The 17,898-nt window shown below is 69.6% G+C and carries 21 protein-coding genes and 2 tRNA genes; 16 read left to right on the forward strand and 7 right to left on the reverse strand.

The features are described 5' to 3' along the window. The first annotated feature begins 8 nt into the window (after positions 1-8). Genes ASE14_RS03995 through ASE14_RS04010 form a run of 4 tightly spaced genes read left to right on the forward strand, consistent with a single transcriptional unit; the run spans position 9 to position 3,903 of the window. Positions 9-1,121: a mechanosensitive ion channel domain-containing protein gene (locus tag ASE14_RS03995; RefSeq protein ID WP_082600040.1), complete on the forward strand. Its 1,113-nt coding sequence runs from the start codon at positions 9-11 to the stop codon at positions 1,119-1,121. Beyond that, entirely contained in the window at positions 1,118-1,582 is a 465-nt protein-coding gene (locus ASE14_RS04000) for a globin (protein ID WP_082600042.1), read from the forward strand. Before ASE14_RS03995 ends, ASE14_RS04000 begins: the two co-directional genes overlap by 4 nt. A gap of 56 nt (positions 1,583-1,638) precedes the next feature. Next, complete coding sequence (locus ASE14_RS04005) at positions 1,639-3,327, forward strand: FAD-binding dehydrogenase (protein WP_056650966.1); 1,689 nt, start codon at positions 1,639-1,641, stop codon at positions 3,325-3,327. 3 nt (positions 3,328-3,330) lie between these two features. Next, positions 3,331-3,903 carry a pyridoxal 5'-phosphate synthase gene (locus ASE14_RS04010; protein ID WP_056650969.1) on the forward strand — a complete coding sequence of 191 codons (573 nt, stop codon included), beginning with the start codon at positions 3,331-3,333 and terminating at the stop codon, positions 3,901-3,903. On the opposite strand, the gene ASE14_RS04015 is transcribed toward ASE14_RS04010, so the two are convergent. Beyond that, a complete protein-coding gene (locus ASE14_RS04015) occupies positions 3,900-4,580 on the reverse strand; it encodes a hypothetical protein (RefSeq protein WP_056650972.1) in 681 nt (226 codons plus the stop codon). The two genes, ASE14_RS04010 and ASE14_RS04015, sit on opposite strands and share 4 nt — an antisense overlap. A 93-nt stretch (positions 4,581-4,673) precedes the next feature. Here ASE14_RS04015 and ASE14_RS04020 point away from each other — a divergent pair, with 93 nt between their 5' ends. The 3 genes from ASE14_RS04020 (at position 4,674) to ASE14_RS04030 (ending at position 6,679) form a co-directional block, all read left to right on the forward strand. Then, on the forward strand, positions 4,674-5,564 hold the full coding sequence (locus tag ASE14_RS04020) for an acyl-CoA thioesterase II (protein WP_056650975.1): 891 nt from the start codon (positions 4,674-4,676) through the stop codon (positions 5,562-5,564). A gap of 96 nt (positions 5,565-5,660) precedes the next feature. Continuing rightward, complete coding sequence (locus ASE14_RS04025; protein ID WP_056650984.1) at positions 5,661-6,140, forward strand: ubiquinol-cytochrome c reductase iron-sulfur subunit; 480 nt, start codon at positions 5,661-5,663, stop codon at positions 6,138-6,140. A 2-nt stretch (positions 6,141-6,142) separates the two neighbouring features. After that, entirely contained in the window at positions 6,143-6,679 is a 537-nt protein-coding gene (locus ASE14_RS04030; RefSeq protein WP_056650987.1) for a hypothetical protein, read from the forward strand. 16 nt (positions 6,680-6,695) lie between these two features. On the opposite strand, the gene ASE14_RS04035 is transcribed toward ASE14_RS04030, so the two are convergent. The 4 genes from ASE14_RS04035 to ASE14_RS20890 all read right to left on the reverse strand — a co-directional run bounded on the left by ASE14_RS04035 (position 6,696) and on the right by ASE14_RS20890 (position 10,083). After that, complete coding sequence (locus ASE14_RS04035) at positions 6,696-7,172, reverse strand: thioesterase family protein (RefSeq protein WP_056650990.1); 477 nt, start codon at positions 7,170-7,172, stop codon at positions 6,696-6,698. Position 7,173: 1 nt separating this feature from the next. Further along, the gene (gene ettA, locus ASE14_RS04040; RefSeq protein WP_056650993.1) at positions 7,174-8,856 is read right to left on the reverse strand and encodes an energy-dependent translational throttle protein EttA; all 1,683 of its coding nucleotides are present in this window, start codon (positions 8,854-8,856) and stop codon (positions 7,174-7,176) included. A gap of 5 nt (positions 8,857-8,861) precedes the next feature. Next, entirely contained in the window at positions 8,862-9,356 is a 495-nt protein-coding gene (locus ASE14_RS04045; protein ID WP_056650998.1) for a hypothetical protein, read from the reverse strand. A gap of 100 nt (positions 9,357-9,456) precedes the next feature. After that, the gene (locus ASE14_RS20890; protein ID WP_056651001.1) at positions 9,457-10,083 is read right to left on the reverse strand and encodes a single-stranded DNA-binding protein; all 627 of its coding nucleotides are present in this window, start codon (positions 10,081-10,083) and stop codon (positions 9,457-9,459) included. A gap of 201 nt (positions 10,084-10,284) precedes the next feature. On the opposite strand from ASE14_RS20890, the gene ASE14_RS04055 reads away from it, so the two are divergent. The 3 genes from ASE14_RS04055 (at position 10,285) to ASE14_RS04065 (ending at position 12,395) form a co-directional block, all read left to right on the forward strand. Then, positions 10,285-11,292, forward strand: coding sequence for an aldo/keto reductase (locus tag ASE14_RS04055; protein WP_056651004.1), 1,008 nt, complete (start codon positions 10,285-10,287; stop codon positions 11,290-11,292). Positions 11,293-11,409: 117 nt separating this feature from the next. Further along, positions 11,410-11,667 carry a hypothetical protein gene (locus tag ASE14_RS04060; protein WP_056651007.1) on the forward strand — a complete coding sequence of 86 codons (258 nt, stop codon included), beginning with the start codon at positions 11,410-11,412 and terminating at the stop codon, positions 11,665-11,667. 74 nt (positions 11,668-11,741) lie between these two features. Then, positions 11,742-12,395, forward strand: a complete 654-nt coding sequence (locus ASE14_RS04065; protein ID WP_056651010.1) for a hypothetical protein — start codon at positions 11,742-11,744, stop codon at positions 12,393-12,395. 64 nt (positions 12,396-12,459) lie between these two features. On the opposite strand, the gene nadE is transcribed toward ASE14_RS04065, so the two are convergent. Continuing rightward, positions 12,460-13,281, reverse strand: coding sequence for an ammonia-dependent NAD(+) synthetase (gene nadE / locus ASE14_RS04070; protein WP_056651013.1), 822 nt, complete (start codon positions 13,279-13,281; stop codon positions 12,460-12,462). A 124-nt stretch (positions 13,282-13,405) separates the two neighbouring features. On the opposite strand from nadE, the gene ASE14_RS04075 reads away from it, so the two are divergent. Then, positions 13,406-14,626: a cation:proton antiporter gene (locus ASE14_RS04075; RefSeq protein WP_056651016.1), complete on the forward strand. Its 1,221-nt coding sequence runs from the start codon at positions 13,406-13,408 to the stop codon at positions 14,624-14,626. Between the two features lie 113 nt (positions 14,627-14,739). Continuing rightward, a tRNA-Arg gene (locus tag ASE14_RS04080) sits at positions 14,740-14,815 on the forward strand. 116 nt (positions 14,816-14,931) lie between these two features. Here ASE14_RS04080 and ASE14_RS20330 read toward each other — a convergent pair. Further along, positions 14,932-15,387, reverse strand: a complete 456-nt coding sequence (locus ASE14_RS20330; protein WP_157372770.1) for a hypothetical protein — start codon at positions 15,385-15,387, stop codon at positions 14,932-14,934. 96 nt (positions 15,388-15,483) lie between these two features. On the opposite strand from ASE14_RS20330, the gene orn reads away from it, so the two are divergent. The 4 genes from orn to ASE14_RS04100 all read left to right on the forward strand — a co-directional run bounded on the left by orn (position 15,484) and on the right by ASE14_RS04100 (position 17,895). Then, entirely contained in the window at positions 15,484-16,104 is a 621-nt protein-coding gene (gene orn, locus ASE14_RS04085; RefSeq protein ID WP_056651019.1) for an oligoribonuclease, read from the forward strand. 43 nt (positions 16,105-16,147) lie between these two features. Continuing rightward, positions 16,148-16,223 (forward strand) — tRNA-His (locus tag ASE14_RS04090). Positions 16,224-16,257: 34 nt separating this feature from the next. Next, positions 16,258-16,605, forward strand: a complete 348-nt coding sequence (locus tag ASE14_RS04095; RefSeq protein ID WP_056651022.1) for a metallopeptidase family protein — start codon at positions 16,258-16,260, stop codon at positions 16,603-16,605. 24 nt (positions 16,606-16,629) lie between these two features. Next, positions 16,630-17,895, forward strand: coding sequence for a serine hydrolase (locus tag ASE14_RS04100; protein ID WP_056651024.1), 1,266 nt, complete (start codon positions 16,630-16,632; stop codon positions 17,893-17,895). Positions 17,896-17,898: the final 3 nt, after the last annotated feature.

Below are 17,898 nucleotides of genomic sequence, written 5' to 3' on the forward strand. Positions count from 1 at the left end.
TTCACACCATGCTCGGTTTCGACACGCCCTCCCCCGACGAGAACCCGGTGAATCCCGACTTCTGGGCGCAGATCGCGTCGTACTGGGCCGAGAACTGGGACGTCGTGCTCGGCAAGATCATCTCGATCGTCTTCATCATCGCGTTCGCGCTCCTGATCCGCTGGGTGCTGCACTTCGTCATCGAGCGCGTCGTCAAGCAGATCGTCACGGGTGTCAAGAAGAAGCAGGACGTCACCGACACCCAGGCGCTGCAGGCGTCGCCGCTCGCGGCCGTGCGAGTGGTGCAGCGCACCCGCACGCTCGGCACGGTGCTCACGAACATCGTCAACGTGACGCTCTTCATCATCGTCGTGCTGCTCATCGTCGACACGATCAACAATCAGATCCTCGGCTCGTTCGCCCTGCTGACCGCAGCGCTCGGCGCCGGCCTCGGCTTCGGTGCCCAGAACATCGTGAAAGACGGGCTCAACGGCCTGTTCATGGTCGTGGAGGACCAGCTCGGCGTCGGCGACGTCGTCGATCTCGGCCCGGCGACCGGCATCGTCGAAGAGGTGCGCATCCGCGTCACCAAGATCCGCGACGTGAACGGCACCCTCTGGTTCGTGCGCAACGGCGAGATCCTCCGCGTCGGCAACATGTCACAGGGCTGGGCTCGGGTGATCGTCGACCTCGCCGTGCCGTACGACGTCGACGTCGACGAGGTCGAGGCGACGCTGCTGCGAACCGCGACCGAGATGGCGCACTCACCCAAGTGGCGCTCCCGCGTGCTCGAGAAGCCCGAGGTCTGGGGTCTGGAGTCGGTCACGGCAGAGGCGCTCGTCATCCGCGTGGTCATGAAGGTGCGCTCCTCGGCGAAGGACGACGTGGCGCGCGAGCTGCGCATGCGGCTCAAGCGCGCGCTCGACGAGACCGGCGTGAAGCTGCCGAGCCTCACCAGCGTCGTGCTGGCAGGATTCGAGGGCGCCACCCGGGTCAAGGGCGCGAAGCCGCCGAAGACGACCCCGAACGCCGTCGTCGCCGCGGGCGACACCGGAGCCGCCGCGGCCCGTGCCGCAGTCAAGAAGCCGCGCGCACCCCGCGCACCGAAGCCGCCGGCCCCGCCGGCCGGAGGAGCATCATGAGCGAGCAGCTGCCTGCCGAGGCATCCGGACCTCCGCGACCGGCGAACGTGCCGCTGCGCGGCACCGAGCACGGCTCGGCACTCGGCCCCTCGTTCTACGAGACCGTCGGCGGGCGGCCGACCTTCGAGAAGCTCGTCGCGGAGTTCTACCGCGGCGTCGCCGGCGACCCCGTGCTGAAGCCGATGTACCCCGAGGAGGACCTCGGTCCGGCCGCCGAGCGGCTCACGATGTTCCTCGAGCAGTACTGGGGCGGCCCCGGCACCTACAGCGAGCAGCGCGGGCACCCCCGCCTGCGCATGCGCCACCAGCCGTTCACGGTGAACCCCGATGCCCGCGACCGCTGGCTCGCGCACATGCGGGTGGCGGTCGACTCGCTCGACCTGCCGCCGCTCGCCGAGGAGACCCTGTGGGATTATCTCCAGCGAGCCGCGCACGCGATGGTCAACACGTTCGACGAATAGCAGCACCACCCGATCCCACCCGAACCCCACGCACCACCCGAGACGAAGGAGTCCTTGTGGCCGCCTCCCCCGCACCCGCCGCGACCGAACGCACGCAGAAGCCGGCCGACGCCATCGTCGTCGGCGCCGGCCTCTCCGGCCTCGTCGCTGCGGCGGAGCTCGTCGATGCCGGCAAGCGCGTCGTGATCGTCGACCAGGAGCTCGAGGCGAGCCTCGGCGGGCAGGCGCACTGGTCGTTCGGCGGGCTCTTCCTCGTCGACTCCCCCGAGCAGCGCCGCATGGGCGTGAAGGACTCGCTCGAGCTCGCGAAGCAGGACTGGGACGGCACCGCCGGATTCGACCGTGAAGACGAGGACGACTGGGGTCGGCGCTGGGCCGACGCCTACGTCGAGTTCGCCGCGGGCGAGAAGCGCGCCTGGCTGTACGAGAAGGGCGTGCGCTTCTTCCCGATCGTCGGCTGGGCCGAACGCGGCGGCTACAACGCCATCGGCCACGGCAACTCGGTGCCGCGCTTCCACATCACCTGGGGCACCGGCCCGGGAGTGCTCGCGCCGTTCATCGCCAAGGTGAAGGCGGGTGAGGCCGCCGGCCTCGTCGAGCTGCGTCACCGTCACCGCGTCGATGAGCTCATCGTCGAGGACGGGGCCGTCGTCGGCATCCGCGGCGCGGTGCTCGCACCCGACGGAGCCGGCCGCGGGGAGCCCTCGAACCGCGACGAAGTCGCCGAATTCGAGCTCCGCGCCCCCGCCGTCGTGGTCGCCTCCGGCGGCATCGGCGGCAACCACGACCTCGTGCGTGCGGCGTGGCCCGAGCGGCTCGGCACGGCACCCGAGCACATGCTCTCGGGTGTGCCGGCACACGTCGACGGGCGAATGCTCGGCATCGCCGAGGCATCCGGCGCCCGGCTCGTCAACGGCGATCGCATGTGGCACTACACCGAGGGCATCACCAACTGGGACCCCATCTGGCCGATGCACGGCATCCGGATCCTGCCCGGCCCGTCGTCGCTCTGGTTCGACGCGACCGGCAAGCGGCTGCCCGTGCCGCTCTTCCCCGGATTCGACACGCTCGGCACGCTCGAGCACCTCATGACGACCGGGCACGACCACTCCTGGTTCGTGCTCACCCAGAAGATCATCGAGAAGGAGTTCGCCCTCTCGGGCAGCGAGCAGAACCCCGACCTCACCGGCAAGGACCTGAAGCTCCTCGCGCAGCGGCTCGGCTCCGGCGCCCCCGGGCCGGTCGAGGCGTTCAAGGAGCACGGCGTCGACTTCGTCGTCGCCGACACGCTCGACGAACTCCTCGAGGGCATGTGGGCGCTCTCGCCCGAGGCCGAACTCGACACCGCGAACATCGAGCGCGAGATCGTCGCGCGCGACCGCGAGGTCGACAACGAGTTCACGAAGGACCTGCAGCTCACCGCCGTGCGCGGGGCACGCAACTACCGCGGCGACAAGCTCATCCGCGTGGCCACGCCGCACCGGATCCTCGACCCGAAGGCCGGCCCGCTCATCGCGGTGAAGCTGCACATCCTCACCCGCAAGAGCCTCGGCGGCATCCAGACCGACCTCGATTCGCGCGCCCTCGGAACGGACGGCGCACCGGTGCCCGGGCTCTACGCCGTCGGCGAGGCATCCGGATTCGGCGGAGGCGGTGTGCACGGCTACCGTGCACTCGAGGGCACCTTCCTCGGCGGATGCCTGTTCACCGGTCGGGCAGCCGGGCGCGCGATCGCCCGAGGCTGAGGCATGCCGTCCGGGACGATCGCCGACTGGTTGCGGGCGCAGCCCGCGCTCACCGGCAATGCACCGCGGCTGGACCTCCAGGCGCTCCCGCACGATCCTGTGGCGCTGTTCGTGGACTGGATCCGAGATGCGGCCCGCGCAGGAGTCGCCGAGCCGCACGCCGCGACCCTCGCAACGGTCGACGCCGACGGCCTACCGGACGCGCGCACGCTCATCCTCAAGGACGTGAGCGAGCGCGGGTGGGCCGTCGCGGGGCAGCGCTCGTCGCGAAAGGGCTCGCAGCTCGCGGCGCACCCGGTGGCCGCGCTGAACTTCTGGTGGCAGCCGGTCGTGCGAGCGGTGCGAGTGCGCGGCACGGTGCTCGAAGCGAGCCGCGAGGAGAGCGATGCCGACCTCGCGGCTCGGTCGGCCGCGGCCCGCGCCGGGATCGAGCCCGGCGACTGGACGCTGTGGCGGATCGTGCCGGCCCGGATCGAGTTCTGGCAGGGCTCGCCGGATCGCCGGCACACGCGGATCGTGTACGTCACCGACGGCGGGGCATGGTCGCGACAGGTGTCAGGAGCGGAGCAGCCCTAGGCCTTCAGGCTCCAGGGCTTGCGACGCACGAGCACGTGGCCGCGGCGCGAGGAGAGCCGGGTCCACGGGCCCGTCTCGAAGAGCTTGACCTCGTCGTCGCCGAGGAACCCGAGGCTGTACGCCGCGAACGCGGCACCGGTCGGCACGTACTCGACGCCCTCGACGCCGCGCCCCCACACCTCGGAGCGCACGCGCTGCACGAGCTGCTCCCCCGTGCCGGCGGGGATCGCCTCGGCGACCTCGTCGATGCCCGCACGGGCGGCGGCCTCGAGCGTCGCGGCATCCGTCGTGCCGAGCGGTCGCCAGCCGCCCCGCGGCGGGGAGATGCCCGCCCAGGTGACGGTGTTGACCTCGGGCGGCCGCGACATCGAAACGGGGCGCGAGTCGTCGTCTTCGCCGAGCTCGCCCCGGGCGCGAACGATGCGTTCGACGAGGGAGCGCATCGGCACGACCGAGTCGAACTCCTCGTCGTCGGCGAGCGCGAAGGTGCGCAGGCCGAGCACGGTGGGGCTCTCGTCGAGGATGCCCCGCGGATAGAGGATCGCGGTGTACACGGCGAGGATGCCGGAGCCCGCGATGAGGCGCACGGAGCCGTCTTCGACGCGACCTGCGCGCTGCAGGTACGTGTGCAGATCTCCGAGCGACAGGCTGTCGGCGAGCGTGAGTTGTTGAGCCATCTCCTGTCTAAACTACCAAGAGAGCGCCGCCGCCCCGGCGGTCACACGCTCTGAGGGTCACGAGCGGTCACCGACCACCGACACGGAGGAACGATGAACGGTCCGATCGACGGCCTGCTGAGCACTCTGCACCTCACCGACACCGGTGCACGCACCACGGAGGACATCTTCACGGGTCCGTCGCAGTGGATGCCGCTCGGGCGTGTCTTCGGCGGCCAGGTGCTCGCCCAGTCGTTGATCGCCGCGATGCGCACGGTGCCCGACGACCGCACGATCCACTCGATGCACGGGTACTTCCTGCGGCCCGGCGACGTGGCGCACCCCATCACCTTCTCGGTCGACCGCCTGCACGACGGCCGCTCGTTCTCGACCCGGCGCACGCATGCGTTCCAGAACGGCGTGCCGATCCTCTCGCTCATCGCCTCGTTCCAGACCGAGGACGACGGCGTCTCGCACCAGGTGGAGATGCCGACCGACCTTCCCGACCCCGACACCCTGCCGACGACGGCCGACGTGCTCGGCGCGTTGGACCACGACATCGCCCGGTACTGGTCGAACGAGCGCGCCTTCGACGTACGGCACATCCCGTCGCCCGTCTACCTCACGGTCGAGGGCGAGCGGGTCCCGCGCCAGGCGGTGTGGATGAAGGCGTTCGGCCGCCTGCCCGACGACCTCAACATGCATCGGGCCGCGCTCGCGTATGCGAGCGACTATTCGATCCTCGAACCGATCCTCCGTGCGCACGGTGTCGCCTGGGCGACGCCGGGTCTCAAGATCGCGAGCCTCGACCACGCCATGTGGTGGCACCGTGACGCCCGGGTCGACGAGTGGCTGCTGTACACGCAGGACTCACCGTCGGCGAGCGGCGGTCGCGGCCTCTCGCTCGGGCGCATCTACACCCGCGAGGGCGTGCTGGTGGCGAGCGTGGCGCAGGAAGGCATGGTTCGGGTGCCTGCGCGCGACGCGAAGCATTCGCCTGAATAGATCCTGTGGAATCCCTCGCCCGCTCCCGATGGTGACCCAGAATGGGGCAATGGGCGCTCGCGTGACGTGAGCGACGCGGACGAAGGAGTTCTGGCGATGACCGATCCCACACGACGCACCATCCTCACTCTCGGTTCCGCCGGTGCCGTCGGCGGAGCCCTGGCGCTCGTCGGGTGTGCAGCGGATGCCCCGAGCCCCACCGGCGCCGCATCGTCGCCGCCCCCGACGCTCGCCGAAGAGACGCCCGCCGAACCGTCGGCTGCGCCCGACGCGCCGGCGCTCGGTGACGACATCGCGGCGGTCGCCGATGTTCCCGTCGGCGGCAGCATCGATGCGACCATCAACGGGGAGCCCGCCCTGATCGCACAGCCGACCGCGGGTCAGGTCGTCGCGTTCAGCGCGATCTGCACCCATCAGCAGTGCGTGGTGGCCGCTGCGGGCGACGAGTTCCACTGCCCGTGCCACGGGTCGATGTACGACGCCGCGACGGGCGACGTCATCCAGGGTCCCGCGCTCGATCCCCTGACGCCGATCGGCGTCGCCGTGTCCGGTGATCGCATCGTCGCGACATCCTGACGATGGACTACTCGTTCGCCGGGCTGCCACTGCACGTGCTGCTCGTGCACGCCGTCATCGTGCTCACGCCGCTGCTCGGCCTGACGCTCGTGGTCGTGGCGGCCTGGCCCGCCGCGCGCCGCGTGCTGTGGCTGCCGGCCCTCATCGGCGCGGCGATCCTGCTCCCACTCGGACTCGTCACGATCGAGGCAGGCAAGTGGCTCGAGCAGCGCGTGCCGCCGGCGCCGCTCATCCAGGTGCACACGGCCCAAGGCGAGGACATCGTGCCGTGGCTCATCGCGCTGCTCGTGCTCGCGGTCGCGATCGCCGTGTGGGCGCTCGTCGAGCGTGCCGCGCGGCGACGCGGCGCCGCAGACGGCGACGTCGCGAGTCGAGTCGCAACACCGGGTCGGGGCATCCGCATCGGCGTGGGCGTCGTGCTCACCGCGGCGGCGCTCGTGATCGCCGCCGGGTCGACCTGGACGCTCGTTCGCATCGGCGAGGCCGGCAGCCGAGCGGTCTGGGAGGGCTCGTTCAGCGACGAACCCCTCGCCGACTGAGCGGCGCCGCCTCAGGTCAACGCCGTCGGAACGTGATCGGATCGCCGAGGTATGGCTCCCAGGCCGCCCGCTCGCCCTCGCCGATGCGGCGGGGCCGTTCGGTCACGGCATCGACGAGCACGACCGTCGTCACGGCGCGGGTGTACAGCTGCCGCGGCTCGACGCCGACCGGCGAGTAGACCTCGTAGCAGACGTCGAGGCTCGCGCCGCCGATCTGACCGATCCAGAGCTCGATGTCGAGCGGCTGGCGCTGGTACGGGACCGGTGCGAGGTACTCGACCTCCTGACGCGCGATCAGGGTGATCGTGGTCGCGCCCGGCGTGGCGTCGAGGACTGCGGTCGACGCTCCGGCGGCGTGTTCGGATGTGTCGTCGCTCACCCAGAACGCCTGGATGCGAGCCTCCTCGAGCAGGCTCAGCATCCGGGCGTTGTTCACGTGCCCGTAGGCGTCGAGGTCACTCCACCGCAGCGGAGTGGGCACGTGAAGGCGCATCTCAGTCCCTGGTGAGCTTGCGGTAGGCCGAACGGTGCGGCTTCGCCGCGTCGGGCCCGAGCCGTTCGATCTTGTTCTGCTCGTACGACTCGAAGTTGCCCTCGAACCAGTACCAGTTCGCGGGGTCTTCTTCGGTGCCCTCGTACGCGAGGATGTGCGTCGCGATGCGGTCGAGGAACCACCGGTCGTGGGTGATGACCACGGCGCAACCGGGGAACTCGAGCAGCGCGTTCTCGAGGCTCGACAGCGTCTCGACGTCCAGGTCGTTGGTCGGTTCGTCGAGGAGCAGCAGGTTGCCGCCCTGCTTCAGCGTGAGCGCGAGGTTCAGACGGTTGCGCTCACCGCCCGAGAGCACGCCGGCCTTCTTCTGCTGGTCGGGCCCCTTGAAGCCGAACTGCGACACGTAGGCGCGAGAGGGGATCTCGGTCTTGCCCACGATGATGTAGTCGAGGCCGTCGGAGACGACCTCCCACAGGTTCTTGTTCGGGTCGATGCCTCCGCGGCTCTGGTCGACGTACGAGATGTCGACCGTCTCGCCGATCTTCAGCTCGCCGCCGTCGAGAGGCTCGAGCCCGACGATGGTCTTGAACAGCGTGGTCTTGCCGACGCCGTTGGGGCCGATGATGCCGACGATGCCGTTGCGCGGCAGGCTGAAGCTCAGGTCCTCGATGAGGATGCGTTCGCCGAAGCCCTTGCGGAGCTTCTTCGCCTCGATCACCTGCGCGCCGAGGCGCGGACCGACGGGGATGACGATCTCCTCGAAGTCGAGCTTCCGCGTGCGCTCGGCCTCGGTCGCCATCTCCTCGTAGCGCGCCAGACGCGCCTTCGACTTCGCCTGGCGGCCCTTCGCGTTCGATCGGACCCACTCGAGTTCTTCGGCCAGACGCTTGGCCAGCTTCGCGTCCTTCTTGCCCTGGACGCTGAGTCGCTCCTGCTTCTTCTCGAGGTAGGTCGAGTAGTTGCCCTCGTAGGGGTAGAGGCGACCGCGGTCGACCTCGCAGATCCACTCGGCGACGTGGTCGAGGAAGTACCGGTCGTGGGTGACGGCGAGCACAGCGCCGGGGTACTTGGCGAGGTGCTGCTCGAGCCAGAGCACGCTCTCGGCGTCGAGGTGGTTGGTGGGCTCGTCGAGGAGCAGCAGGTCGGGCTTCTGGAGCAGCAGCTTGCAGAGCGCGACGCGGCGCTTCTCACCGCCCGAGAGCACGGAGACCTGCTCGTCGCCCGGCGGGCAGCGCAGCGCGTCCATCGCCTGCTCGAGCTGGGAGTCGAGGTCCCACGCGTCGGCGGCGTCGATGGCCTCCTGCAGCACGCCCATCTCGGCGAGCAGTGCGTCGAAGTCGGCGTCGGGCTCGGCCATGGCGAGCGAGATCTCGTTGAAGCGGTCGAGCTTCGCCTTGATCGGCCCGACACCCTCCTGCACGTTCTCGAGCACCGTCTTGGTCTCGTCGAGCACGGGCTCCTGCATGAGGATGCCCACGGAGTAACCGGGGCTCAGTCGCGCCTCGCCGTTGGACGGCTGGTCGAGACCGGCCATGATCTTGAGGATCGTCGACTTGCCGGCGCCGTTCGGGCCGACCACGCCGATCTTCGCTCCGGGCAGGAATGCCATCGTCACGTCATCGAGGATGACCTTGTCGCCGACCGCCTTGCGGGCGCGAACCATCGAGTAAATGTAATCAGCCATGTCGCCTACCAGTCTATGGGGCGGGTCTGGCCCACGAGACAGGTGCCGGTGCCGAGCGGCGGACGCACGGCGCCGTGGTATCCGCCGGACTTCGGACCGTACTGCCCGATGAGGCATTCGCCTTGGAACAGCACGGAGAACTGCACGGAGTCGGCCGCCTCGCCGATCGTCGTCGTGTCGGCGGTGACCTGCATCTGCGCCTTGTCGAACCCGGCCGCGGTGAGGGCGTCGACGAAGTCCCGCCCGCCGGCCGCGGCGTTCGCCGCCACGACCCCGCCGTTGACCCAGTCGAAGTAGGGAAGGTTCTCGGCCGCCGAGAGTTCGGGCTTGAACTCCGGGGCCGTCGGCGCGGGGGCTCCACCGTCCGACGGCGTCGGCCGCGCCGTCGCCGTCGCCGGGGCTGTCGGCTGCGGGTCGTCGAAAGTGCACCCCGCCAGTCCGACGATGATCGCGACGCCTGCGAATGCCAGGGCCGCGGTGGTACCGAATCGCCGTCTCATCGTTCCCCTCACCGGCGGTGGCGACCGCCCGAGCCGATTCTAGGCGGTAGGCCGTCGATGTCGGCTCGGACGGGCCGTCGGCAGGCGCGAGCACTCCCGGTCAGCGGGCGAACGAGTCTTCGAGCTGGGGAACCTCGAGATCGTCCGCATCGTCCGCATCGTCGGGCTCGCCGCCCGTGGCGGCGTCCGAGTCGGCGTCGGCGGTGCCGTCGCCGTCGGCGTCGAATCCGAGCGGCCGCAGAGCAGCGGTGCCGGGCCACGGGGAGGTGGCGTCATCCGACATCCCCTCACCGGCGGCGGCCGTCGCGTCGAACCCGTCGACCGAGTCGCCCTGCGGGGTCGCTGCAGCCGCGGCATCCGCTGGACGAGCGGACCGGACCTTGGCGTAGGAGGTCACGCACCAGGCGAGGTCGTGCCCGATGGAATCGGCCTCGATCTCGACGGCCGTGCCCGAACGCTCGCCGGTCTCCCACGCCCGCAACCGGAGTCGACCTCGGATGATGACGCGCTCGCCCTTGCGGATCGAGAGGCTCGCATTCGTGGCGAGTTGCCGGAACGCGGAGACGGTGTACCAATTGGTCTCGCCGTCCTCCCACGCGCCCTTCGTGCGATCGAACACGCGTCGCGTCGAGGCGAGCCGGAACGTGGTGATGGCGAGTCCGCCGTTGGTGACGTGATGCTTGGGATCGGTTCCCACGACTCCCGTCACGGTGATGATGTCGGTCATGTGCTGCACTCCTCGGTCGGATGCCGCCGCGAGTCGACGGCACGCGGCCCCGGGATGGCGCTCGTGCCGGATCGTCACCCGGAGCCGCGTCCGATCAGCATCCCGGCCGGCCGAGGCATCCGGCGCCCTCCGCCGCGAACCGTGCAGAAGACGCCCTGTCACACGAATGTGGAGGAGGAGTCGGCGACCTAGAGTTGCTCCATGAGCTACGTCGCCCTCACCGAACGCTACGACCGCATGCGCTACAACCGGGTGGGCCGCAGCGGCCTCAAACTGCCCGCGCTCTCGCTCGGCCTCTGGCACAACTTCGGGCACGAACGCCCCTATGACACGCAGCGCGCGATCGTGCGCCGCGCCTTCGACCTCGGCGTCACCCACTTCGACCTCGCGAACAACTACGGACCGCCTCCCGGCAGCGCCGAGGTGAACTTCGGCCGCATCCTCGCCGACGACCTCGCGCCGTACCGCGACGAACTGATCATCTCGTCGAAGGCGGGCTACGACATGTGGCCGGGCCCGTACGGCGACTTCGGCTCGCGCAAGTACCTGCTGTCGTCACTCGACCAGAGCCTCGGTCGTCTCGGCCTCGACTACGTCGACATCTTCTACTCGCACCGCGCCGATCCCGAGACGCCGATCGAGGAGACCATGGGCGCCCTCGCCTCTGCAGTGCGCCAGGGCAAGGCGCTCTACGTCGGCATCTCGAACTACGACCCCGACCAGACGCGAGCCGCCGCCGCTGCGCTCGAGGCCGAGGGCGTGCCGCTGCTCATCCACCAGCCGCGGTACTCGATGTTCGACCGGCAGATCGAAGACGGCCTGTTCCCGGCACTCGAGGATGTCGGCGCCGCGAGCATCGTCTACTCGCCGCTCGCGCAGGGACTGCTGACCGACCGCTACCTGGGCGGCGACGTTCCGGCGGGCTCGCGTGCGGCGACGAGCCGGTTCCTCTCCCCCGACCAGATCAGCGACGAGTACCTCGAGCGTGCCCGCGCGCTCGACGCGATCGCGAGGGAACGAGGCCAGACGCTCGCGCAGCTCGCCCTGTCGTGGGTGCTCAGGCAGCCCCTCGTCTCGAGCGCCATCATCGGCGCCTCGAGCGTCGCCCAGCTCGAGCAGAACATCGCGGCCCTCGACGCCCCGCCGCTCACCGGCGACGAGATCGCACGCATCGAGCCGTTCGCCGCGCACGGCACTGTGCTCGGCTGAGTCCGTTCGGGCGGAACGACCCGGCGACGGTCGCCGTTCGACCATCGAGCGGATGTCGGTGGCCCGCCGTACTCTCGTGACACACCGCAGGGCCGGCTGCACCACGAGAGGAGCGACATGTCCGCCATCGCCACGAACGCCACGCGCACACGCGAACCGTTCCCCGACGTCGTGCCCGGCCTGCAGATCTCTCCGGCAGCCCCCGGGCTGTGGCGGGTCACCCGCCCCCAGGGCGCCGTGCTCGGGCACATCGAGCAGCGAGGGGTCGGCGCCGAGCTGCGGTTCGGGGCGAAACGGCTCGTGGCGGGCGGCATCCGCTCGATCGAGCTCGGCGAGTTCTGGTCGTCGCGCGACGCCGCCGAAGTGTTCCGCTGAGCTGGGGCGACGCGTATTCGGGCGCGCCGTCGACGCTCGATCGCCGCGACACACGGCGGGAGTAATCTGCGGCCATGCAGTGGTGGAACGATCTCATCTCATGGCTCGGTACGAGCGCCTCGCGGCCCACGGTCTTCTCGGCCGTCGTGCTCTTCTTCGCGGTGCTCGCCGCCGGGCTCCTCGCCGTCTGGATCGCCAATCTCGCGATCAAGCGACTCGTCGCGCAGCGCGATCGTGAGTCGAAGGCGGCTGCGATCGCCGCGCTCGTCGACGCCGCCACCGAGGCCTCCGTGTGGAACTCGCTGACCCCGCAGGAGCAGGTCCTCGCCGACCGCGCCGTCGGCCAGGCCGACATCATCGTGCGACTGCTGCCGATCCGCGGTTCGGACGTCGCGGCGAACTGGGCCGCCCATCAGCTCCACGAGCTCAAGCGCGCGTCGGCGACGTTCGGGTACCAGCTCGACCCCGCGGTCGTGGAGTTCCGCGACCGACTGCTCGAGTGGCAGCGCCACCCGGGGCGCACGCGCCGCCAGTTCCTGAACGACCTCGCGCGGTGGCGCACGCAGCGCCAGGAGCCCGAACAGGCCGCCGTCGACCAGCAGGACGCCTGGGTCGCCGAGCAGCATCAGCAGCGCTACCAGGGCAGCGTCAGCATCACCGATGACGTCGCCACGTCCACCGCGAGCACCGCGCCGACGGCGACGCTGCAGGGCGAACCGCTGCGCTGATCCGCACCCGCGGCCGAGTACGGGCGCCGGATGCAGGGCGCTGAGCGTCCGTCGTCGCTGACGCTCAGCGCCACCACTCGTCGAACATCGACACCGGCACGGTGCGCTTGTGCCGCGTCTGCAGGAACCGCGCCTCGATGCGCTCGGCGACCGTATCGTCGATCTCCTCGCCCTCGAGGAAGGCGTCGAGGTCGGCGTAACTCAGGCCGAGGTTCGCCTCGTCGGACTGACCGGGGTTCCCGTCGAGCAGGTCTGCCGTCGGCACCTTGAGGAAGAGTCGCTCCGGCGCACCGAGGTGCTCGAGCAGTGCGCGGCCCTGACGCTTCGTGAGCCCGGTGAGCGGCAGGACGTCGGCTCCCCCGTCGCCGTACTTGGTGAAGAAACCGGTGACGGCCTCGGCCGCGTGGTCGGTGCCCACGACGAGCAGCGCCCCCTCACCGGCGAGGGCGTACTGCGCAACCATCCGCATGCGCGCCTTCACATTGCCCTTGCCGAAGTCGCTGAGCGGCACCTCGGTCGCCTCGGCGAAGCCGTCGGCGAGACCGTCGACGCTGCCCTTGATGTTGAAGACGACGGTCTCCTGCGGCTCGATGAACGTCAGCGCCAGCTGGGCGTCGTCTTCATCGCGCTGCACGCCGTACGGCAGCCGGACGGCGATGAAGCGCGACGGGGTCCCCTCCGCGACGAGTTCGTCGACGGCGATCCGGCACAGTCGCCCGGCGAGCGTGGAATCCTGTCCGCCGCTGATGCCGAGCACGAGGCCCTTGGCTCCCGTCGTGCGCAGATACGACTTCAGGAAGTCGATGCGGGCGCGCACCTGCTCGGCGGGGTCGATGGCGGGGGTGACGTTGAGTTCGGCGATGATTCGCGACTGCAGCTCTCGCATGCCACGACCATACCGCCGTCATGTTTCCGGCATGCGAAGCGGATGCCCGCCCGCCGCCCGGGCATCGGAGCGGGCCTCCGCTACCATCTCGACTGGCACCCTCGTGCCGCGAACGGAGTGCCCCGTGGAGATCTCGATCGGAACCATGGTGCTCGTGCCGGCGATCGCCGTCGCAGCACCGCTGCTCGTGCGCGCCATCGGCCGCTGGGTGGTCATCCCACTCGTCGTGTTCGAGATCGTGCTCGGCCTGCTGCTCGGCCCCGCAGTGCTCGGCTGGGTCGTGCCCGACGACTTCATGACGCTGCTCGCCGACTTCGGACTGGCGATGCTCTTCTTCCTCGCGGGCAACGAGATCGACTTCCGTGCCATCCGCGGACGGCCGCTGAGCCGCGCGGCCATCGGCTGGATCGTCTCCCTCGCCGCGGGTATCGGCATCGCGACGGTGCTGGCAGCCGACCTGCCCGCCGCGGCGTTCATCGGCATCGCGCTCACCTCGACGGCGCTCGGCACGATCATGCCGGTGCTGCGGGACTCGGGCGACCTCGGCACCCCGTTCGGCATCGCCGTCATCGCGCTCGGCGCCGTGGGCGAGTTCGGCCCGCTGCTGGCGATCTCCATCTTCTTGAGCGGCCGCAGCCCCCTGCTCGCCACCGTCGTGCTGCTCACGTTCGCCGTCATCGCCGGCATCGCCATCTGGCTGGCCGCCAAGGGCGTCGGCAAGCGGATGCACCGCGTCATCACGGCGACCCTGCACACGAGCGGCCAGTTCGCGGTGCGTCTCGTCATCTTCGTGCTGCTCGCCCTCGTGGCGCTCAGCATCGTGCTCGACCTCGACATGCTGCTCGGGGCATTCACCGCCGGCGTGCTCTACCGACTACTGCTGTCGGGCGCACCGGAGCGCGACGTCGAAGTGGTCGAGACCAAGCTCGAAGCGGTCGGCTACGGATTCCTCGTGCCGGTGTTCTTCATCAACACCGGAGTGACCTTCGACCTCGCCTCGCTCTTCGGCGACGTCAGCACGACACTGCTCCTGCCGATCTTCCTCGTGCTGCTGCTGCTCGTGCGCGGCCTCCCGTCGCTCCTGGCCGCGCCCGTGGGATCGAGTCGGCGCGATCTGGTGGCGACGGCGCTGTTCGGCGCCACCGGCCTGCCGATCATCGTCGCGGTGACGGCCATCGGCGTCGACAACGGCGACCTGCCGAGCGGCACGGCGGCCGCGCTCGTCGGTGCCGGCATGCTGTCGGTGCTGCTGTTCCCGCTGATCGCACTCGCCATCCGCAAGGGGCGATCGGATGCCTCGGCCAAGGCCCCCGAAGACGACCCGTTCGTGCCCGTCGAGGGCTGAGGCGCTCCAGATCTGCAACGAGTTCAGTCGCGGATACACAGGGCGATGCGGAAACTACATGTCGTGACGGCTTCTTGAATCCGCATCTTCGCTAGTCTGAGAGTGCGGTCTTCGCCTCCGTGGCCAAAAGGATAAGGCAGCCGGTTTCTACCCGGCCGATTGCGGGTTCGAATCCTGCCGGGGGCACCAGCGGTACGTGTGAGGAATCTGATGGGTTCGACGGTGCCGCGGCGGCCGGGATGGAGCATTCCCTGTCCCGGCCGCTGACCCCAAATGGAACGACGCTGCTTGGTCGCGAGTTCGAATCAGGCGCCAGGAGACGCTCTTCCTTGCTCGTCGAGGAGTTCGTGGTGCCACGAACGACCCCGCCGAGCAATGGTGACGATTGCGTGGCAGTTGCGACATCTCACGTCGCACTTGCGAATCTCGGCTTCGATGACCTCGAGGCTCCGGCCGCGCCGCACAAGGTTCGCGATCGAGTCGATCTTCTCGCCTCGTACATGATCGAACTCCAACACCCGCAGGTCGAGATTGCCGCAGTCCACACATCCGACAGCGAGGTGTGCGATGACCGCTCGTCTCGCCTCGATCAGCCGCCGCGCACTGGTCGCACGCACGTTCGCGGCGTGACGCGCTGCATTCGCCCGGTAGTAAGCCTTCTGACAATCTCGACAGTACGAGTGGAGGCCGTCACTGTTCTTCGGTGATCCGTTGAAGCTGGTGCTGGGCAGTTCGATTCTGCACCGGAAACACGTCTTCATGTCGCGAAGCTACCGTGAAGCACCGACGCTCTCGCCCATGCGGATCCTGCGATGGCACCCGAGCGCGACGTCGGAGCGCCCCGATAGACTCTCCGCATGCCTTCATCGAGTGACCGCCTGGTCTGGATCGACTGCGAGATGACCGGACTCGACCTCGAGGTCGATGAGCTCGTCGAGATCGCGGTCATCATCACCGACTACGACCTCAACCCCGTCGACGCCGGTATCAGCATCGTCATCAAGCCCGACGCCAGTGCCCTCGAGTCGATGGGCGAGTTCGTGCGCACGATGCACACCCAGTCGGGACTCATCGAGGAGATCCCCAACGGGGTCAGCGTCGCCGACGCCGAGTACCAGGTGCTCGAGTACGTGCTGAAGCACGTTCCCGACGAGCAGAAGGCGCCGCTCGCCGGCAACTCCATCGGCACCGACCGCGCCTTCCTCGCGAAGTACATGCCGCGGCTCGACGGGCACCTGCACTACCGCAGCGTCGATGTCTCCTCGATCAAGGAGCTCGCCAAGCGCTGGTTCCCCCGCGCGTACTTCAACTCGCCCCAGAAGAACGGCGGGCACCGTGCGCTCGCCGACATCCAGGAGTCGATCCGCGAGCTGCACTACTACCGTCGTGCGGTCTTCGTGGCGGAGCCCGGACCCTCGACGGCCGAGCTCCAGAGCCTCTCGGCGGCCGTGGTGAACGAGTTCGCCTCCAAGGTGTAGTAGGCTCTTTGAGTTGCCAGATCGCGTGAGCGGTCGGCACATGGTGGGTATAGCTCAGTCGGTAGAGCGCCTGGTTGTGGTCCAGGAGGTCGCGGGTTCAAGCCCCGTTACTCACCCCAAGTTTTTCTTCACCGCCTCCGATCGGAGCCGCTCGTGGAACTCGATGCCGAAGCGTTCGAGGCGATCGTCGTCGATGAGCTCGACCGTCTGCCCGATGACATGGTCGACGGCCTCGAGAACATCGTGTTCGTCGTGGAGGACCGTCCCGAAGACGGCTCACTCGACCTGCTGGGCCTCTACGACGGCTTCGCGCTCACCGAGCGCGACCGCTACGGGTTCGGCGAGATGCCCGACCGCATCATCCTCTTCCGCGAGCCGCTGCTGGCGATCTGCGCCGACGAAGACGAGCTCCGCGAAGAGATCCACGTCACGCTCGTCCACGAGATCGCCCACTTCTACGGCATCGACGACGACCGGCTGCACGAGCTGGGCTGGGCGTGATCCGCGCCGGGTTACGCTGATCCCATGAGCATGACCCCCGGCCGCATCGTCGGCATCGCCGTCGGCGCGATCGCGATCCTCGGCATCGGGGTCTACGGCCCGGCGATGCTCCTCGGCCCGCTCCCCGCGGTGAGCGTCACCGTCGCAGAGGGGCCCGCAGCGGCATCCGGCGACGGCGCGACGGCCGTGACTCTTCCTGCGGACGGTGCGAGTGCCATGGCGGTGCTCGCCGACGACGGAGCGTCGACCACGCTCGCCGTGGCCGGCGACACCGAAGCGGTGCCGATCGGCGGCGCCGTCAAGCTCGTCACCGTGCTGGCCACCCTCGATACCCTGCCACTGCCGCCCGACAGCGGCGGCCCCGACATCACGATCGGGCCGGACGACTACACCGACTACCTCCGCTACGTCGCCGAAGACACCCGAACGCTCGCGGTGCTGCCCGGCGAGAAGTGGACGGAGCGCGACGTGGTGCGCGCCGTGCTGCTGGCCTCGAGCAACAACCACGCCGACACCCTGGTGCGCTGGGCCTTCGGCGGCGTCGACCCGTACGTCGAGGCCGCGAACGCGTGGCTCGCCGAGAACGGGTTCACCGCCACCCGGGTCGCCGATGCCACCGGGCTCTCGGGCGACAACGTCGGGACCCCTGAGGAGCTCACGAGGCTCGCCGGTCTGGTGCTCGCCGATCGTCGCCTCGCGGGGCTGTTCGCCGTCGGCGACGACCCACCCGCGGTGACCGGCGAGCGGAACATCCCCGACATCGTCGCGCGCCCCGGTGACGCCGGCGTGCGCGCGCTCGCCCGGAGCTACACCGACCAGGCGGGTGTGAGCTTCGTGTACACCACCACCGTGCCCGGGCTCGAAGGCCAGCCGCCCCACCGACTGGTCGGCGCCATGACGCTCATGCCCGACTACGAGACGCTCGACGCCGCCGTGAGCACGGCCGTGACCTCGAGCGCGCAGTCGGCGGCACCGGTCGAGATCATCACGGCCGGCACGCCCTACGCGAGCGTGGAGGCGGCTTGGGGCGACCGAGCCGACCTCATCGCGTCGGTGAGTCGAACGGATGCCTCGTGGGGCGACGATGCCGCCGAGGCATCCGTCACCGTCGAGCCCTTCACGACCGCTCCGTCGGGCAGCGACGTCGGGCGCATCAGCTTCGCGACCGCGAGCGGCGACGTCGCCTCACCGCTCGAACTGACGAGCGCCATCGGCGATCCCGGCCCGATCTGGCGTCTCACGCACCCTGCTGCGCTCATCGGGGCGTTCTTCGCCGACCAGCAGGGCTGACCG

This window comes from Agromyces sp. Root81, from assembly GCF_001429165.1.
Lineage (GTDB): Bacteria > Actinomycetota > Actinomycetes > Actinomycetales > Microbacteriaceae > Agromyces.

Bases quoted from the DNA above. Each gene is read 5' to 3' on its own strand.
- orn (WP_056651019.1), top strand. From the start codon at position 15,484: ATGCCTTCATCGAGTGACCGCCTGGTCTGGATCGACTGCGAGATGACC.
- ASE14_RS04020 (WP_056650975.1), top strand. From the start codon at position 4,674: ATGAACGGTCCGATCGACGGCCTGCTGAGCACTCTGCACCTCACCGAC.
- ASE14_RS04010 (WP_056650969.1), top strand. From the start codon at position 3,331: ATGCCGTCCGGGACGATCGCCGACTGGTTGCGGGCGCAGCCCGCGCTC.
- ASE14_RS04060 (WP_056651007.1), top strand. From the start codon at position 11,410: ATGTCCGCCATCGCCACGAACGCCACGCGCACACGCGAACCGTTCCCC.
- ASE14_RS04015 (WP_056650972.1), bottom strand. From the start codon at position 4,580: ATGGCTCAACAACTCACGCTCGCCGACAGCCTGTCGCTCGGAGATCTG.
- ASE14_RS04045 (WP_056650998.1), bottom strand. From the start codon at position 9,356: ATGAGACGGCGATTCGGTACCACCGCGGCCCTGGCATTCGCAGGCGTC.
- ASE14_RS04065 (WP_056651010.1), top strand. From the start codon at position 11,742: ATGCAGTGGTGGAACGATCTCATCTCATGGCTCGGTACGAGCGCCTCG.
- ASE14_RS20890 (WP_056651001.1), bottom strand. From the start codon at position 10,083: ATGACCGACATCATCACCGTGACGGGAGTCGTGGGAACCGATCCCAAG.
- ASE14_RS04035 (WP_056650990.1), bottom strand. From the start codon at position 7,172: ATGCGCCTTCACGTGCCCACTCCGCTGCGGTGGAGTGACCTCGACGCC.
- ASE14_RS20330 (WP_157372770.1), bottom strand. From the start codon at position 15,387: ATGAAGACGTGTTTCCGGTGCAGAATCGAACTGCCCAGCACCAGCTTC.
- ettA (WP_056650993.1), bottom strand. From the start codon at position 8,856: ATGGCTGATTACATTTACTCGATGGTTCGCGCCCGCAAGGCGGTCGGC.
- ASE14_RS03995 (WP_082600040.1), top strand. From the start codon at position 9: ATGCTCGGTTTCGACACGCCCTCCCCCGACGAGAACCCGGTGAATCCC.
- nadE (WP_056651013.1), bottom strand. From the start codon at position 13,281: ATGCGAGAGCTGCAGTCGCGAATCATCGCCGAACTCAACGTCACCCCC.
- ASE14_RS04025 (WP_056650984.1), top strand. From the start codon at position 5,661: ATGACCGATCCCACACGACGCACCATCCTCACTCTCGGTTCCGCCGGT.
- ASE14_RS04000 (WP_082600042.1), top strand. From the start codon at position 1,118: ATGAGCGAGCAGCTGCCTGCCGAGGCATCCGGACCTCCGCGACCGGCG.
- ASE14_RS04055 (WP_056651004.1), top strand. From the start codon at position 10,285: ATGAGCTACGTCGCCCTCACCGAACGCTACGACCGCATGCGCTACAAC.
- ASE14_RS04030 (WP_056650987.1), top strand. From the start codon at position 6,143: ATGGACTACTCGTTCGCCGGGCTGCCACTGCACGTGCTGCTCGTGCAC.
- ASE14_RS04100 (WP_056651024.1), top strand. From the start codon at position 16,630: ATGAGCATGACCCCCGGCCGCATCGTCGGCATCGCCGTCGGCGCGATC.